Raw genomic sequence first — 15,950 nt, forward strand, 5'->3', positions numbered from 1 at the left:
GATTATAAATATTTTACGATGAAAAAAGCATCATATATACTCATAATGATTCTGTTGCTTATGGGCAGCAGGCCATTACTTGCCCAAAAAAGGGAGCTTTCACTACAGGAAGCACTTATTATGGCAAGACAGGGAAACAAAACCCTGCAGGTGCAGATACTGGAAGAAAAGAATGCTGTAGAACAGACAAGGGAAAGCAAAGGTAAATTATTACCCGATCTGGCAGCAGGAGTAGCCTATTCGTACTACTTTGACCGGCAGAATATCTTCCTCCCCGGATCCTTTGCCGGAACGAATAAGGCAGTGCAGGAAGTTGCTGTAGGTGGTAGAAATGCTTTTAACGGATTTATATCCCTTTACCAGCCGGTCATGGACTTAGGTGCACACAGGCTTACAAAGGTTTCCAGAATCAATGAAAAAATCCAAACAGGAAAGACGGAAGACCTGAAGAGTCGTGTGGCACTCGGAGTTTCTACCCGCTACCTGAGTATACTGATGATGAAACGACAGCTCAACCTCTTGCTGCAGAGTCACGAACGTAATGTCCGTGCCCTGAAAGATTCACGCGCCTTGCTGGCACAAGGCAGAGGGCTGAAGTCAGATACGCTGCGCAGTTTTATTGCTGTAGAAAATCTAAGATCTTCCGTTTCTTATCTTAACAATAATATTGAAGTATCTGGTATGGAACTCAAAAGACTTATAGGACTGGAAGATGCTCAGGAACTGGAGCTCACCGACGAGTTAGAGTCTGATGTTAAGGTAGATCAGGCCGATTTTCTTAATGTTAGTGAAGCATTGGAAATTGCCGAATCCAACCGAAAAGATCTGAATGTCCAGGAACTGGTCATTGCTATGCGGGAACAAAAGATTTATGCTACCAGAGCAGAATTGCTACCGAAGATTGCTGTAATCGGCCAATATCAGGTACAAGCTCAGGCAGATAATCTGAAGTTTAATAACTATGTATGGCCAAGAACGTCTTTCCTCGGATTGCAGGTGAGTGTACCCATATTTAACGGAGGGCAGAGTAAATCCAGAATTAGTCAGGCACGGATCATTGCACAACAGGAACAGGTAAGGATGAATGATCTCAAAGATGAAATAAGAACAACGCTGGCTGGCATTATCAGCAAATGGAAAGAAGCTGCCTCTCAATTGAAAATACAGGAAACCACTGTACAATCTGCAGAACTAAATCACCAGATGACCGAAGACCGATTCAAAAATGGATTGGGTTCCAGACTGGAGTTGACGGATGCTGAACTGGCACTTACACAAGCTAAAATAAATTATCTGCAGGCTGTATACAATCTGCGTATACTACATACAGAGCTTCAACATGCTTTGGGATTGCTGGAATTGTAATAAAATATCCTGTTTGACAAAAATAAATAAATAGTATTATGACAAGGTCTATGGAGCATGCTTATAAGCCGAACCCCACCTGAGGTGAATATGTTATTCTGTATCATAAGGATTATTAAAATCCATTAGTTGTTGTTTGGTATAGAAGAAAGATGTTGCCGTACAGGTATAAACATGATAATTGCCTACAGAGGAATATCTGACTCTGATGAGCTGCTCCAAACCTGTCATTAATTAATTGGACACGGTAGTCTATCGCATAAGGATTACGATATGTCTGATACAAGCCTTACCAGAATATCAGGTAAGGCTTTTGTTATTAATGATGTCGAGGATGAAAGGATATTCATGGGAGCAAAAGTTACTACGCAGGAACTGATAATCTGATGAGAAAGGTGATCAGGTTTTCTGACTCTATTTTAATATAATCCCAACATGTTAAGCGCTAAATAAATTTTACACCAGATAGCTTTAATTATGTAAAGTGTTTACATACAGCTGTCTATATATTTGTCGAGACAATCAAATTACTTGTTTTCTGCATATGTTATGTAAGCAAGGAAAAATTAATATTCAAATCTAAATACTTACTAAAGAACAAATATGAAAAATACTTCTCCACTTGAGCAATCAACTCCCTACAGTAAACGATGGGCGGCTCTTTTCTTATTATGCACCGCCGAGTTTTTAGTCATCATGGATACCTCAATTATTGGGGTTGCGTTGCCCGCTATAAAAGCAGATTTAGGCTATACTCAAACCGGATTACAGTGGATTTTTAATGCGTATGTTATCCTGTTTGGAGGTTTTTTATTACTCGGAGGGCGGTTGTCAGACTTGTTTGGAGCCCGAAAGATATTTATGTGGGGCTTTGTGATCCTTACGTTAGCCTCTTTACTTGCCGGTGTTGCATGGTCTGAGGCTACGCTCAATATAGGAAGAGCTTTGCAAGGCCTGGGATCTGCATTTATTGCTCCGGCAGCACTCACTTTAGTTTTATCCAAATTTACAGATCCAAAAGAACTTAACAAAGCACTTGGTTTTTGGGGTGCGTCTGCTGCAGCCGGAGGATCAGCCGGCGTTTTTCTTGGAGGAGCCATTACCGAATGGCTATCCTGGCACTGGATATTCCTCATCAATATTCCTGTAGGTATCATAGTATTGCTTCGTAGCCCCAGCCTTTTATTTACCGGCGAAAAAAGAAAGGGAAAAGTGGATATGGCAGGCGCCATCCTGGCGACAGCCTCTCTTATATTGATGGTGTATGCTATTGTTTCATCCGAAAGTGAAGGATGGGGCTCGGTACACACAATAGGCCTCCTGGTACTGTCAATCGCATTGCTGATTGCCTTTTATATCCTTCAAAAACAGAAAAGTGAGCCCTTAGTTCCTATGTCTATTTTTAAGGTGCCGAATCTTTCTGCAGGTAATATCGTAATGGCATTACTGGCAGCGGCATGGATACCATTATGGTTTTTCCTTAATCTGTATTTACAACAAACACTTCATTATTCAGCTTTTAACAGCGGACTTGCGTTATTGCCGATGACACTGGCTATTATGTTTCTGATGGTGGGTGTTACCGGAAAACTGGTCGCTAAGTTTGGTTTTAAATCCAATATGATTGTAGGATTACTAGCACTTGCCGGATCGCTGATATTGTTCAGCTTAGTGCCTTCTGACGGAACATTTGTAGCCAATGTATTGCCAGCTTCTTTGTTGGGAGCAGTCGGCATGTCGCTTACATACATCCCCGGAACTGTGGCTTCTATGTCGGGTGCAAAACCAGAAGAAACGGGTCTGGCATCCGGATTGGTCAATACAAGCTATCAGGTAGGATCAGCGCTGGGGCTCGCCATTATTGTTGCAATTTCGGCAGCCAGGACTAATGCACTCAAAATGGCAGGTGAAGTAGAAGCCGTTGCTCTTAACTCTGGTTTTCAGACCGCCTTTTTCTCGGCCGGAATAATTTGTATTGTCGCAACCGTTATTGCTGCGGTCTCTATACGAACTATGAAATAATACTTGCCCTCTATATAAACTGATTTTTAGTTACTGTTTAATTATCAGTTGCCGACCCCGCTATATCAGCGGGGTTTTTTAATCCTTGTCCAATTAAAAACTTTATTCACTTTCGGCGATTTCCTTCAGTTTTTTATTCATTTCGTTGAAACCATTTCTGGTTTTTTGCGGGTTAAACAGACATACAAAAATTCCGCTGAATTTCTCGCTTTGTATAAACGTTGTTGTTCCGTCACCGTTGTTTATCAATTCAAATATGTGTGTGCCATCAAATAGCCCTTTAAACAGGAGTTTTCCCCGCCAGCTTAGTTCTTTGTTGTCTGTTTTGGTCAAAATTGTAGGTTTAAAAGTCATTCCTTTTCCGTTGGGAGGTTTGATGCGGACCACAATTTTATTTCCTTCTTCAACTTCGCCTGTAATAGAGGTTATAAAAGAGTTCCATTGCGCATAGTTTTCAAAATCAGTAAGTATTTTCCATATTTTTTCAGGTGTTGCATGGATAACTATTTCTGTTTTAATTTCTTTTGCCATAAGGGGCAAACTAATCAAGAGGATTGCCGATACTAAAAATATACGCTTCATTGTGGATGTTGATTAACTGTACATCACAAAAGTCGGGTTTGTGTAGCGGGCTCTGCTTGATAAAAATCAAGAATTTAAAAAAGTTGTTTTTTTCTGATCCGGCTAAATGTCTCGGGTCTCATTCCAAGCATAGACGCTATGTACTGCAGGGGTACCTGATTAAATAGTTCTTTATTGTTCTCGAAGAAAAAATAGTAACGTTCTTCGGCAGTCATGGACAGGTGGCTGCTCTGGTTGGAATAATGAGACAATGGACGATAATTCTTTAGTATCTATGACTCCAAAATACGATTTGATGCTACTAAGTTCTAGTTCTGTCATGCTTTATTATATGTTGAGATGAAACAATGCTAATGCAAGAAGCTTTTTTATTTCAATTGTTTAAAGTTTCATGGTCAATTTGTTTTAGAATTTTAATAAAGACATTTTACCATTCCCGTTTTGGACATTTTTTTTAAAATATTTTTTTAAGAATATTGAAAAAAGGCATTAGCACATATGAAATTTAGGTGTTTTATTCATAAAACATGCATTCCGATTGCGAAGCATCGTAATCAACGATTAGGTTTGGCAGTCCGACCCAACCCTATAATTATTGAAGTGATTAAAACAATTGTGTATGCCCACATGAGCCAGGAACCAAATGTGGCTGCATTGCTTGCCGGCATATTAGGAAATATGTCACCAAAAAATTGAATAACAAAAGTATCAATCAGCATTCCGGGCAATACTAAAAGTACGCCTGCAACTACATTTTCAAGTCCTGTTAATCTGAGTTTTCTGCATGTAAACACAGTCACCAATCCCAACACGGGTACTACTATAATGTATAAAATGCTAAGTACAACAGCAGAATCGGTAATAAAAAAGTATTGCCCTGCTACTCTGAATGCAATAGTTGCGAGTAGCCAGATGAGAAATCCTATACCGAGTACAGGCATGAAAGAGCTTCTTTGCTGAGGTGTCATATTTTTTAATTTTTAGGATTACTGTAAAATGCTAAAATAAGACAATTAGCTTTGATTAGCGATCAAATTTTCTCTTCCTTTTCTATTATTTGGGTGATCTGACTAAATAACTATCAAATTAGGCAAAAAAACTGCAATTTGATAGAAGGTTAATACCGATACTTCAGCTTTTTTGCAAATAAAAGCAACAAAGCCGGCACTAAAAGCGAAAGAAAGAGTAATACAAATTTTGTTACGGTTATCCATGCAAGTGATCCGGCTACCAACGGATATTGCTTTGGAAATTCGGAAAGGAGATAAAATACAGTTGCATTCTCAAGCATATCAAACCCGAACCATGTCCACGGAAGGAATCTTACTATTTTTGATAAATACTTCCGGAGTTTTACTCTTTCCAGAGTGAATCTGCAAAAAGTATGCAGAAATGCCAGCATAGATAATGGAAATATAATATCTATAGTATACGTAAAACGTTTATATACCCGTAATCCTGTCTCCGGAAGTGATTGTACATAGTGATATACCGCATCGCTCCCGAATATGGGTTTTTTGTCAAATATTTCCTGTCCTCCCAATAGCATACTTACCTGTTTGGAGCCTGCGGGAACATTGAATGAATGTGTAATGATAAATACAATAATAAAAATCAGAAAGACAAGCCCCAGCTTTTTTCCATTCATTTTACCCTCTGCAGATGCAGTACTTGTATTATTACTCAGAAGTATTCCAAAAATAAGACCCAGCAAAAAAATTGTTGGGATATAGAAAATGTGTTGAAAAGTCATAACCTTATAATTTTTACCGTTTAATGAACACCTCAAAGAACAGTTATTTTTTCGGTAAAAAACTTGGTCTACACCAACATCAGAAACGCACGCTATTCATCAGCTTGCTAAAATTGGTCGGGTCTATTGCCAGATAAGCGGCTATGTATTTTTGGGGTACTTGTTGCAGCAAATGCGGACTTCTCTGGCAGAATATCTTAAAACGTTCTTCAATAGTAGTAGAACGAAGTTCTATCTGTCTGTTGATAAGACCTATGGACAAATTTTCGGATAGTTTTCTGAATAACCGATCTATTTGCCGGGACTTTTCAAAGATTTCCTGTAAAACAGAATAGTTCAGGTAGTTGAGTGTACTGTCTGTGATGCAGGTAACGTTATACGCTGATGGTTTCTGAAAAATAAACGACTCCATTACCACACACAGGTTTGGAGGGTAAGCAAAACCGAGAATATTGGTTTTACCCGGTGTATCAAAGTTATACATCTGGATTCCTTTCTCAACAAAGTAGATGTTGCGTTGTATATCGCCTTCGCGTACAATGTGATCACCTTTTTTGAAGTGCTTTGTACGGAAATCTTTGGTCAGAAGTTCAAAATCGACAGTGGTAAGAGCAGGTTCCACTCTGCAGAAATATTCATATAATAAATTCATTATACGCCACGTTTTAAAAAATATTATCTGCAATATATAACAAAAAAATATGTAACTGGCTCTTGTGTAGTAAACTAATGCTTATGCTAAGGAGAATGCTTTACAAACAACAGGATGTGTTTTCTTTGTGAAAGAAGAAGTGCATTTCAGTACAATTACAAGAAATAATTTTTGTATATTGTATCACCCCAAACCAATCGGGTTACCGGCTTGCACTTGCTATTTCGTATACCAGTTAAGCTATTCTGTAAAACAGATATAAATATTTATATGAAGAATATTGATAATATAAATGCCTTTAAAACCACTATTCAAGAAACAGATTTCGGCGTCATAACCAGATTGGTCGCAGATGTAGAAGTTTCGGCCAAAGACAGTATCTTGTTTGGAGCAAAAACACTGATGACAAATTATGTTTATAATGAAAACGGAACCTATAATTTGATATATACTATTATCGATACAGACGGAGTCACCGAAAGTTTTGCAGAGGACAACGGAATACTACCAACCCTGTTTTTGAGTCCTCAAGGGGACAATTATGTTTCCTTAGTACCTTACGATCCGGATAAGGAATTGGAAATTAGTATTCCTGTTTTCAATCGTGAAAATACCGAGTTTCCTAAAGGAAACAGACCTTTTAAGGGAGATTTTATAGGTATATCGGCACAGTTTTCGATTTTTTATGATGTAGATATCTGGTCAGATACAAAACCGGATAAAATGCTTGCTGTCGAATTTAAAGACGATACAATAAAAAAGAAGCACAACATTAAAGTGCCTTTACCAAGAAATAACAAAATATTTATTGAAAACAATGAAATCCACTTGTTGGCAAAAGATGAAGATAGATGGCTGCACCGGCAGATTGATGAAAAAGGAAATGTTATCAGGCAGCGAAGAATCGAAACAAAACAAAGGTATTTCAGAGAGATTTTAAGCTTATCATTCGACAGAAATTCCTATTTGCTAATCCAGACAAAAGGGAAAATAATTGTTGAGGTGATTGATCAAAGCGGAGCGGGCGAAACTGTGGAGCTTATGGATATAACAGACCCGTTCTTCAATACCTGGCAACCTGTAAAAGTATCAGAAAACACTTTTGTGACAAGATTTAACGGCGAGTTTGGCAACGGATGGTTCACCACCAGAAATGACCGGCTTTTAGAAATATTTTACAGTAAGGGTGAAAAAGGATATAAAAATATGTTGACAAACGAAGTTTTACAAATGGATGATGAAAATTTAGTCATTTCAGGTTTAAATAAAACGGATGATAATAGTTATGCTGTCGTATTTTATCCAATGACGGATAGAACTACTAAAAATAAAACCTTACTGATTTTAAACCGTAAGGTTAAATAGTGAACCAATAACAATTCCGTTTTACAATGCCTTCTACGCATATTTTGCAATACACTTTTTATACTACCATTAATAGTAGAAAATAACGTCTTCAATCTTTTAGAGCCACACTGTATGAAATACAGAGAAATTGAGCCAAATGGATTTTTAAGCGGCTTTGTAAAGTGTTTTTGGTATTATGAAACCAAGGATAAGGAAGTCTTTCACACTATTTTGCCGGACGGTTACTTTGACCTGATTGCAGAGTTTGAAAACCAAATATTGACAAAAGTAAAACTCACAGGTATCTGGACAAAACCAAAACACATACAGATTTATAAGAATACAACATTCTTTGCCATCAGATTCAAACTTCCTGCAATAGAGTATCTCTTCCGCAAAGAATTGAAATCTATTTTGGATACAACGGCAGATTTGCCTTTTTCGTTCTGGAACATCCATAAATATCAGTACGATGAATTTGAAAATTTTGTTTTCGGCATTATCAGTCATTTAGAAACTTCGCTTAAACATGTGCACCGGATTGACAGTAGGAAACTGAAATTATTTGAGATTATTTATCAGCAAAAAACAAAAACAGTCGCCGAAATTTCGGATGAAATTATATGGAGCAGCCGACAGATAAACAGGTATTTCCAATCGAAGTATGGTATTCCTTTAAAAGAATTTTTAAACATAGTCCGCTGCAATACAGCCTATCCCGAAATTTCAAATGGAAACCTCAATCCCAATTCTGATTATTTTGATCAGGCACATTTCATAAAAGAAATTAAGAGATATACGGGTGTAACCCCAAAAGAATTAAATCAAAACAAAAACGACCGATTTTTACAATTATCAAAGGAGGTGGAGACGTAAGTTTGGGATATAATTTTAAACCCTAGACAAAATGAAAATAAGCAAACTCTCCCCAAACTTTGAAGTTATCGATATTAGAAAGACAGTCGATTTTTATACCAAGAATCTTGGTTTTAACCTGATCATGGCGGTTCCTGAAACGCAAGACGGAATAGATTCCGCTTTCGCAGAAAACAAGGAATATGTATATGCACTGGTTCAAAAAGATAATGTAGAATTTATGTTTCAGCGTTCAGATACATTTAAGGATGATGTTGTTTTTTCAAAAGGACAAACCGTAGGTGCAACAGTATCTTTTTATATGGAAATAGAGGGTATAAAAGGATTTTATGAAAACCTGAAGAGCAAAGAACTTGAAATGACGGAATTAAAAACCGCCTGGTATGGTATGCAGGAATTTTACGTAAAAGACCTGAATGGCTATATCCTTGGATTTGCTGAAAAAGCGGAGTAGGTATATATTTCTGAAAAATCACAAAATCCTTGTTTGATAAAAAGTTAGTATTGATTCTTCCGTTTTTTTGCAAATGAGAGTATAGAAGCAGGCACTAAATGTTTATATCAATTTCTAAGACTTCATCCGGAAGCCAGCCTTCATCATTATTGCTTATTTTTCGTACCCAGCTCCAGCCATTCAGAGACTTTATCTTTATCACCAATTCGTCTTTGGTTATGTCTAATTCTTTTGCACTATAGTTTTCTAAGATGAGTGCTTGTTTTCCATCTTCTAAATTTTCAATGATCTGAACAGGAACCCATCCTCCGAGCTGGTTATCATTTTCAGCCCAGATCCAGTCTTTCCAATTCTCTTCCGGGGCAAGATTACCCAGTTTTACAATTTCTCCTTTAGATAATTGAATAGGGTTTTTGTATGCTGTTGTATGTGAGGTAATTGCTTTCCATGTTTTCATAATTCAAAAGGCTGTCTCTGAGTATTGTTTTTGTAGTTATGCGAATTGCTGTTACTGATAAATATGATTTTTTAATACTGGAAATGAAAGTTCATGGAAAGTTCATTTTTTTATGCCAATGCCATTTTACAGTATGCGTTGAAGGCTTTTGCAAAAAAAATTTTACTAATGCGGTCTAAATCGTTCGAAGGATTGCCAGTATTTGTCTTTATAGATGTTATATTTTATGTCTAACTTATTTGAATATTTTTTTGACAGTTCGTGTAATACTTTGGACGGTTTTCTGAAGTCGTGACAGGCAAAGTAAATTTCTCTTGAATTGTCTGCCGTTTGCCTGCCGATATTCAGATAGCCGTCAATGTCTTTTAGTTTAAGCATTACTTGGTCTTCTAATTCGTTGAGCAGTTCATATGTGTTTTTATCAGGCATGCCGTTATTGTTGCTGTCCTTGTAATTGATTTCAATTGTTAAAATCCATGGATGTGATGCCTTGCTGTTCCACTGCAGTAATGTCGAATTGACAATCGCTATCAAAGGTAGGCCGTTATTAAGTTCAGCTTCCAGACTGGCATAACTGTCGTTTTCGGTATTGTAACGAATTCCGCTATATTTTTCAACAAATTCTTTTTCTCTCCAAATCAGGTAGTCTTTCAGTTTGGTAATAGGAATTGGTTCTTTCTCTGCTTGCTCTCTGGAAATTACTATGGCATTGTCTATTGTGGTGACCGCATTTAGTTCTCCGAGATAATTGTCAAGGAAAATGAATGTTCCATTGATAATTGTTGATTTGTCCTCTTCATTATAGTTGCTGTGAATGATTACAATGTCAACCTCATCAGGATAACCTGCATGGTCAATGGCATAAAACGAAAGATTGTTGCTGTTAAATTCGTAATTACCCATTTTTATCCCCAGGTTTTCAATATCAACGGAAGGTTTTAGTGCTGTAAATTTCCAATGAGGTAGTATGGGCGCCGCATTCACAAGTTCTTCTACAAATACGATGTTCTGAATAATTCCGTCTGGAGTAAAGACTAACTCTGCTGTATTATCGTTGAGCATCCCCACTAAAAAGTAAAAGCCATCTTTAATTTCGCTCAGCTTTTGAGATAATTTGTCGAAAAAGTCTTTTTCGGGATTTTTACCGTTTTTTATGATGTTATGAAACGTTTGTTCGTTAGCTTGAAACCATATCCAAAAGTCCTCATAGGTTTTAACTGTTTCTTTCTTGTTGCCGAAAATGTTTTTTAGAAAACTCATTTTTGTTTGTTTATTGGTCTGTGTTTACTGTTCGGTTAGCCTTATGGCTAATATGATTATAAATATACTTTAAATATTTAATATACAGTTAATCTGTTGTCTTTTTTTTATTTAAATCAACGATTTATTGTTTCATTCTTTTAGATGCTTGTGGTATGTGTTATGCTTAGTGGTGGTTAAATGACAAAGCCATCTTTTTTTAAATAAAGCGGTTTCTCATGTCGGAGCCTGTCTGTTAATCATAACTCGGTAAGTAACAGATTGTGAACAAATAACACTGTAAATTATTTTTTAAGGGATCTTTTTAAAGTGATGCGCACCTTATTTTTTTCTAATATGTGGTTCTGTTCTAAGTCGTTTGAATGGACATATAACTATTGTCTCAGACATTAAAAGTTATAATAACCTGGTTGGAGCCAATAAACTTTATAATATAAATAAGAAATAACGTAACATTCTGATAAATATAACTTTGCATTTTTGCGCTCTAAAAACAGACGAAAATTATGAATGCAAATGTTAGGTGGAGTAATGTATATATCCTGTTTGTTTCACAGGCTCTGTATCAGACGGTTTCCATACTTGTGATCACATTGTCAGGGATCATCGGTATGCAAATGGCACCTGATAAGAATCTGGCAACACTACCTGTGGCCATGACTACTATAGGCGCAGCAATCATGATGATACCTGCTTCTTTGATTATGAAGAAAACAGGCCAAAGGAAAGCTTTTATGATAGGTACAGTCATTGGTGCTTTATCCGGAGTCGTATCGTGGTATGGTATTATCCACCAGTCCTTTTGGATATTTTCGATTGGAAATATGTTGTTGGGTATCTATCAGGGTTTTACACAATACTATCGTTTTGCAGCGGCAGATTCTGTTCCGGATTATGCTAAGAGTAAAGCTATCTCCTGGGTCATAGGAGGTGGTATTGTTGCAGCTTTTGCGGGACCTAATCTCGCGAGATTTACACAAGATTTAGGCGCTGTACCCTATGCGTATTCTTATCTTTCAACTATTCTGCTGAGTATTGCTGCTTTGGGAGTGGTGGCCTTTCTGAGGCTTGATAAGAATATTATTTTGAAAACAAATAAATCCACATCATCCGGTCGCTCACTAAAGGAAATCATTAAAGACAAAAATACTGTTCTGGCCTTGTTTTCTTCTTCTACTGCTTTTGCTGTAATGGGGATGTCTATGACTGCTACACCTATAGCCATGCATGATTTCGGACATTCCTCCAGTGATACGGCAATGATTATCCAATGGCATGTATTGGGTATGTTTTTGCCTTCTTTTTTTACAGGTGCTCTTATTCAGAGATTTGGTGTACATCGCATCATTCTCACAGGAGTATTAATTCTGTTTGCATACTTAATTGTTGCGCTTTCAGGGATCCACTTTATCAATTTTATAATAGGATTATTTATTGTTGGACTAGGTTGGAATTTCTTGTTTATTGGAGGGTCTTCAGCACTTACAAAAGTTTACAGACCTGAAGAAAAAGAGAAAACTCAGGCCTTCCACGATTTTACCGTCTTTGCCATTATCAGTATTTCAAGTTTTTTTGCAGGTAGTTTGTTTAATCTATGGGGGTGGATAGGATTAAATCTGGTATTACTGCCATTACTTATCCTTACATCTGTGCTGGTCATACGGGTTATCAAGAGTGGTAATAATTCGTAAATATTATAACTCTATTCGGGAATATCGTAACAATAGAAATTCTTAATAATGGAGCTTTGTATGTTAAGAAATATAAATTATTAAATATGAATACACATGAGCATACAGACCCGCCGAAAGTAAAAGTGATTTTCGAGCCGCAGATAATAGAAGCAAATAAACCAGCTTATTTTGTTATTTCAGTTACAGAGGATGGTAAGAATGTTCCTTTGGAAGTCGTCCATACTATGAAAATGCATCTTCTGGTTGTCAATGAAGAATTGACATGGTTTGATCATATTCACCCCGAAAAGCAAGCAGACGGGACTTATTATGTCTCGGAAACTTTTCCATCAGCAGGAAAGTATTTATTCTTTATTGACTATAAGCCGGTAGGTCTTCCGGCAAATGTAAGTATGAAACTTGTTGGAGTACAGGGGCGACGCCTTCGTCAGATACCAGAACAGGATATAAAATTGGTTTCAGTTGTTGATGGTTATACCGTTACTTTACTTAATGGCAATGATCTAAAGACAAATACAGGACAGAGCCTGCAATTTTCGATAGAAAAGGATGGTAAAAACCTGAATGAAAAGGACATGGAATCGTATCTGGGAGCAAATGCTCATATTGTAATGATCAGCCAGGCTGATAAGGATTTTCTTCACATTCATCCGATGGCAGATCATCGCTTTCCTATATATGCACATACCTATATCAAAAAATCCGGATTATACAGAATGTGGGTACAGTTCAAAATAGACGGGAAGGTACATACAGCTGATTTTACTGTTCTGACCTCTGAGGGTGAGATGCAAGGCGGAGACCACAATAGTCATGGAGCCCATCATTAGATGAATTCCATACTCAAAAAAATCTAACAATTTTCTATTTTAATAAATCAAAAAACCGGTATAATCTGTACTTTATTATCCCGGAATCAGGAAGGGCAGAAGCAGACATTTCTGCCCGCCTGTTTTTATTGTTTATCAGACAAAGCTTTATCCAGTTCTTCTCCTAAAGTCGTTTCACGCTCCTCGTTATATCCGTATACGCTATAAGATATATACCCGTTTTTGTCAATAATATAGAAAAACGGGGCTCCGGGTGCGTTATATTTCTCTTTAATCTGCTGTGCATCATAAATGACAGGAAAATTGATTTGATTAGTTGCTGTATACTGCATAAGTTCTTTTTTTGAACTGCCAAACAGGCTCAAAACCACTACTTCTTTGTTTTGATATTTATCTGTCAGATTATTCATCATTCCTATTGACAGTTGATTACCAAGACAACTGATGTCCGTCATGAATAATAGTAGTGTCTTACCTGCAAAAGACTTTGAGGAATACGTGTTCTCTAACATATCTTTACCTGTCCATTCCGGCGCTGGAGTACCTTTTTTTAACAACTCTTTTTTCTCATAAGGTTTATAACCCGGAGGAATCTGAAAGTTTAACAGATAATTTTTCCGGGAATTTATATTAAAATCCGAAAACACAGATCTGGAGTGCATCGAAAGTTCAATCGTGTTATTGTCTGCTGCATAGTTTGATTTTGAAATAATAGTATAGCTTTTGGGTAGAAATGTAGTTTTATCCACAGCAAAATACATATTAATAAATGCTCTTTGTTCGTTAATAACCGAATCGAAAGCATTGACAAAAAAGTAGAAATAGTCCTGTCTGTCAATTGTGGTATCATTGAGTTGTTTTATTTTATCAGGAGCAGTTTGTTGTATTTTACTTACCGTTTTTTGTAGTTCTCCATCGGAGAATATATCCGCATTCCCTATCCTAAGAGCTTTATAATCTTTCGTCGTATACGTACCATCTTTTTCAAAATTATATATTTTTTTATCAGCATAGACCGTTCTGGATGCATAATTTTTATCCTTTATTGTCGTACTGACGTCTGCATATGGTAATTTATAGTTGGGGTCAAAGAAAACAGTTACCTCCCTGTAGATTGTAGTGGTGTCATTTCCAAAGGGATTTTTATCATAGCTTATCTGATTATAGGATATACTTTCAATTTTTTCCAGTTGCTTAAGCATGCTTTCAACTGGTTTAATTGAGGTTGATTGAGCATACAGCTGAACTGCCAAGAGGTTGAAAGCAATAAGCGTAATTATAGTTCTCATTTTAATAGCTGTAATGTTTTAAATATTCTTGTCCGGATATTTAGGTGTCAATCTGCATGCAAATTAAGAGTAGCCTGTTCTTTATTATTCTCTATACTGAACTTGTCCAATTTGAACTTGCCAGCACTACAGATGTTTCTATTTGTCGGATGGGAATTGTCCAGTATCTGGGTAATAAAACATTTATTTCTGATCTTTCTAAAAGTCTAAATCCATTTTTAAGATAAAAACTAATTGCCCACTTTGCATCTGTCCAAGTGCCAATAAGTACAGGTGTTGTCGCCATTGAATTGAGATGCGCTAATAATTGTCTTCCTATACCTTTACTTCTTTCCTTTGTCCGAACATAGGCATGCCGAATAAGTGTGACTTCACCTTTGTATTGAATTCCCATTACACCAATAAGTGTGTTACCTTCTTTGTACCCCCAGAATTCAACACCATCAGCAATTTGGTTTTTTAATTCAAGTTCGCTCATATATGGTTCATGCCATCTATCATCAGGAATTACCCCTTTATAAGCAATTGATGCATCGTTAATAATTTCATAAATTTCATTAAAGTCCTTTTGTTCACATTTTATAATCATAAAGTTTCATTTTTTACCTGGGATAGCCAACTTCTAATATCAGAAATTAATAGCAGAGCTACAAGATGCAGATGTGTTAAGAAAGATTAATAAAAAAATCTGGTAACAGATAGCTCCGTTTTTAATATTGTCTTCCTGTTTATAGTAAAAAGCCAGTCCCAAAAGTGGAACTGGTTCCTTAAAATATATTAAAAATAAAAAATGCCTAGAAAATATATTCAATTGATCCTTTTAAACTATCTGCTGCAGATTTGAAGGATTCTGTTTTTACGACCTGATCATCGACTTTGATCTCAAAGGTGATTTCTCCGTTTCCGGCAGATGCAAAAGCTAATTTTGCTTTCTCGCCTTGTTTAGAAATCAATCTTGGAAAGGATTTATTGAATGGAACTTGTCCGTTTGTTTGTACGGAGTCTTTTCCTGTACTGTCTGTAAAGGTCAACTTACCGATTTTTATATCCTTTGATTTTGAAGTAATGCTATAAGCAATTTTCACATTTTTGGGATATATGGATACATTGTCATCATCTTCATCACAGGAATACAATAAAGTTATACCTAATAATACTGTAAGAGCTGCTAAAATACCTGATTTGAAATTCATCTTTTTCATTTCTTTTATGTTAAAGTTTAAAACTAATTAGATGACTGCCGGCAAATCATTTCTTTCACTAATCTAAACGCTGGCGACATGATTTTTGCTACAGTAAGATTTTTTTAAGATGATCTTATGTTGATTTGTAAATTTAATCATCTGATAATCAGTATTTTGTGATTTTA

16 protein-coding genes are annotated in these 15,950 nt (G+C 36.4%); 7 read left to right on the top strand and 9 right to left on the bottom strand.

The window, feature by feature from the left end; translation table 11 throughout:
- The first annotated feature begins 18 nt into the window (after nucleotides 1-18).
- Both HMPREF0766_RS00630 and HMPREF0766_RS00635 read left to right on the top strand, forming a co-directional pair.
- On the top strand, nucleotides 19-1,365 hold the full coding sequence (locus HMPREF0766_RS00630; RefSeq protein ID WP_037459810.1) for a TolC family protein: 1,347 nt from the start codon (nucleotides 19-21) through the stop codon (nucleotides 1,363-1,365).
- 603 nt (nucleotides 1,366-1,968) lie between these two features.
- Nucleotides 1,969-3,387: an MFS transporter gene (locus HMPREF0766_RS00635; protein WP_002992839.1), complete on the top strand. Its 1,419-nt coding sequence runs from the start codon at nucleotides 1,969-1,971 to the stop codon at nucleotides 3,385-3,387.
- Between the two features lie 102 nt (nucleotides 3,388-3,489).
- On the opposite strand, the gene HMPREF0766_RS00640 is transcribed toward HMPREF0766_RS00635, so the two are convergent.
- From HMPREF0766_RS00640 to HMPREF0766_RS00655, 4 genes are all read right to left on the bottom strand, one after another.
- Complete coding sequence (locus HMPREF0766_RS00640) at nucleotides 3,490-3,918, bottom strand: SRPBCC domain-containing protein (RefSeq protein WP_037459444.1); 429 nt, start codon at nucleotides 3,916-3,918, stop codon at nucleotides 3,490-3,492.
- 605 nt (nucleotides 3,919-4,523) lie between these two features.
- Entirely contained in the window at nucleotides 4,524-4,937 is a 414-nt protein-coding gene (locus HMPREF0766_RS00645) for a DUF5367 domain-containing protein (RefSeq protein ID WP_037459446.1), read from the bottom strand.
- Nucleotides 4,938-5,086: 149 nt separating this feature from the next.
- Nucleotides 5,087-5,722, bottom strand: a complete 636-nt coding sequence (locus HMPREF0766_RS00650; RefSeq protein WP_002992843.1) for a hypothetical protein — start codon at nucleotides 5,720-5,722, stop codon at nucleotides 5,087-5,089.
- A 79-nt stretch (nucleotides 5,723-5,801) separates the two neighbouring features.
- Complete coding sequence (locus tag HMPREF0766_RS00655) at nucleotides 5,802-6,374, bottom strand: Crp/Fnr family transcriptional regulator (protein WP_002992845.1); 573 nt, start codon at nucleotides 6,372-6,374, stop codon at nucleotides 5,802-5,804.
- A 270-nt stretch (nucleotides 6,375-6,644) separates the two neighbouring features.
- Between HMPREF0766_RS00655 and HMPREF0766_RS00660 the strand changes: the two genes are divergently transcribed.
- From HMPREF0766_RS00660 to HMPREF0766_RS00670, 3 genes are all read left to right on the top strand, one after another.
- A complete protein-coding gene (locus tag HMPREF0766_RS00660; RefSeq protein WP_002992846.1) occupies nucleotides 6,645-7,739 on the top strand; it encodes a hypothetical protein in 1,095 nt (364 codons plus the stop codon).
- Between the two features lie 114 nt (nucleotides 7,740-7,853).
- Entirely contained in the window at nucleotides 7,854-8,597 is a 744-nt protein-coding gene (locus HMPREF0766_RS00665; protein ID WP_002992848.1) for a DUF6597 domain-containing transcriptional factor, read from the top strand.
- Nucleotides 8,598-8,628: 31 nt separating this feature from the next.
- Nucleotides 8,629-9,051: a VOC family protein gene (locus HMPREF0766_RS00670; RefSeq protein ID WP_002992850.1), complete on the top strand. Its 423-nt coding sequence runs from the start codon at nucleotides 8,629-8,631 to the stop codon at nucleotides 9,049-9,051.
- A 94-nt stretch (nucleotides 9,052-9,145) separates the two neighbouring features.
- On the opposite strand, the gene HMPREF0766_RS00675 is transcribed toward HMPREF0766_RS00670, so the two are convergent.
- The gene (locus HMPREF0766_RS00675; protein ID WP_002992852.1) at nucleotides 9,146-9,508 is read right to left on the bottom strand and encodes an SH3 domain-containing protein; all 363 of its coding nucleotides are present in this window, start codon (nucleotides 9,506-9,508) and stop codon (nucleotides 9,146-9,148) included.
- 165 nt (nucleotides 9,509-9,673) lie between these two features.
- Nucleotides 9,674-10,768: a DUF695 domain-containing protein gene (locus HMPREF0766_RS00680; RefSeq protein ID WP_002992854.1), complete on the bottom strand. Its 1,095-nt coding sequence runs from the start codon at nucleotides 10,766-10,768 to the stop codon at nucleotides 9,674-9,676.
- 506 nt (nucleotides 10,769-11,274) lie between these two features.
- Here HMPREF0766_RS00680 and HMPREF0766_RS00685 point away from each other — a divergent pair.
- Both HMPREF0766_RS00685 and HMPREF0766_RS00690 read left to right on the top strand, forming a co-directional pair.
- Nucleotides 11,275-12,459 carry an MFS transporter gene (locus tag HMPREF0766_RS00685; RefSeq protein WP_002992855.1) on the top strand — a complete coding sequence of 395 codons (1,185 nt, stop codon included), beginning with the start codon at nucleotides 11,275-11,277 and terminating at the stop codon, nucleotides 12,457-12,459.
- Nucleotides 12,460-12,545: 86 nt separating this feature from the next.
- Nucleotides 12,546-13,292, top strand: a complete 747-nt coding sequence (locus HMPREF0766_RS00690; protein WP_002992857.1) for a hypothetical protein — start codon at nucleotides 12,546-12,548, stop codon at nucleotides 13,290-13,292.
- Between the two features lie 125 nt (nucleotides 13,293-13,417).
- Here HMPREF0766_RS00690 and HMPREF0766_RS00695 read toward each other — a convergent pair whose 3' ends face one another.
- From HMPREF0766_RS00695 to HMPREF0766_RS00705, 3 genes are all read right to left on the bottom strand, one after another.
- Nucleotides 13,418-14,581 (bottom strand): peroxiredoxin family protein, encoded by a 1,164-nt coding sequence (locus tag HMPREF0766_RS00695; protein ID WP_002992859.1) that lies wholly within the window; start codon nucleotides 14,579-14,581, stop codon nucleotides 13,418-13,420.
- 91 nt (nucleotides 14,582-14,672) lie between these two features.
- Complete coding sequence (locus HMPREF0766_RS00700; RefSeq protein WP_002992860.1) at nucleotides 14,673-15,170, bottom strand: GNAT family N-acetyltransferase; 498 nt, start codon at nucleotides 15,168-15,170, stop codon at nucleotides 14,673-14,675.
- A 205-nt stretch (nucleotides 15,171-15,375) separates the two neighbouring features.
- Nucleotides 15,376-15,783 (bottom strand): hypothetical protein, encoded by a 408-nt coding sequence (locus HMPREF0766_RS00705; RefSeq protein ID WP_002992864.1) that lies wholly within the window; start codon nucleotides 15,781-15,783, stop codon nucleotides 15,376-15,378.
- Nucleotides 15,784-15,950 lie beyond the last annotated feature (167 nt).

Origin of the sequence: Sphingobacterium spiritivorum ATCC 33861, assembly GCF_000143765.1 — a bacterium.
GTDB lineage: Bacteria > Bacteroidota > Bacteroidia > Sphingobacteriales > Sphingobacteriaceae > Sphingobacterium > Sphingobacterium spiritivorum.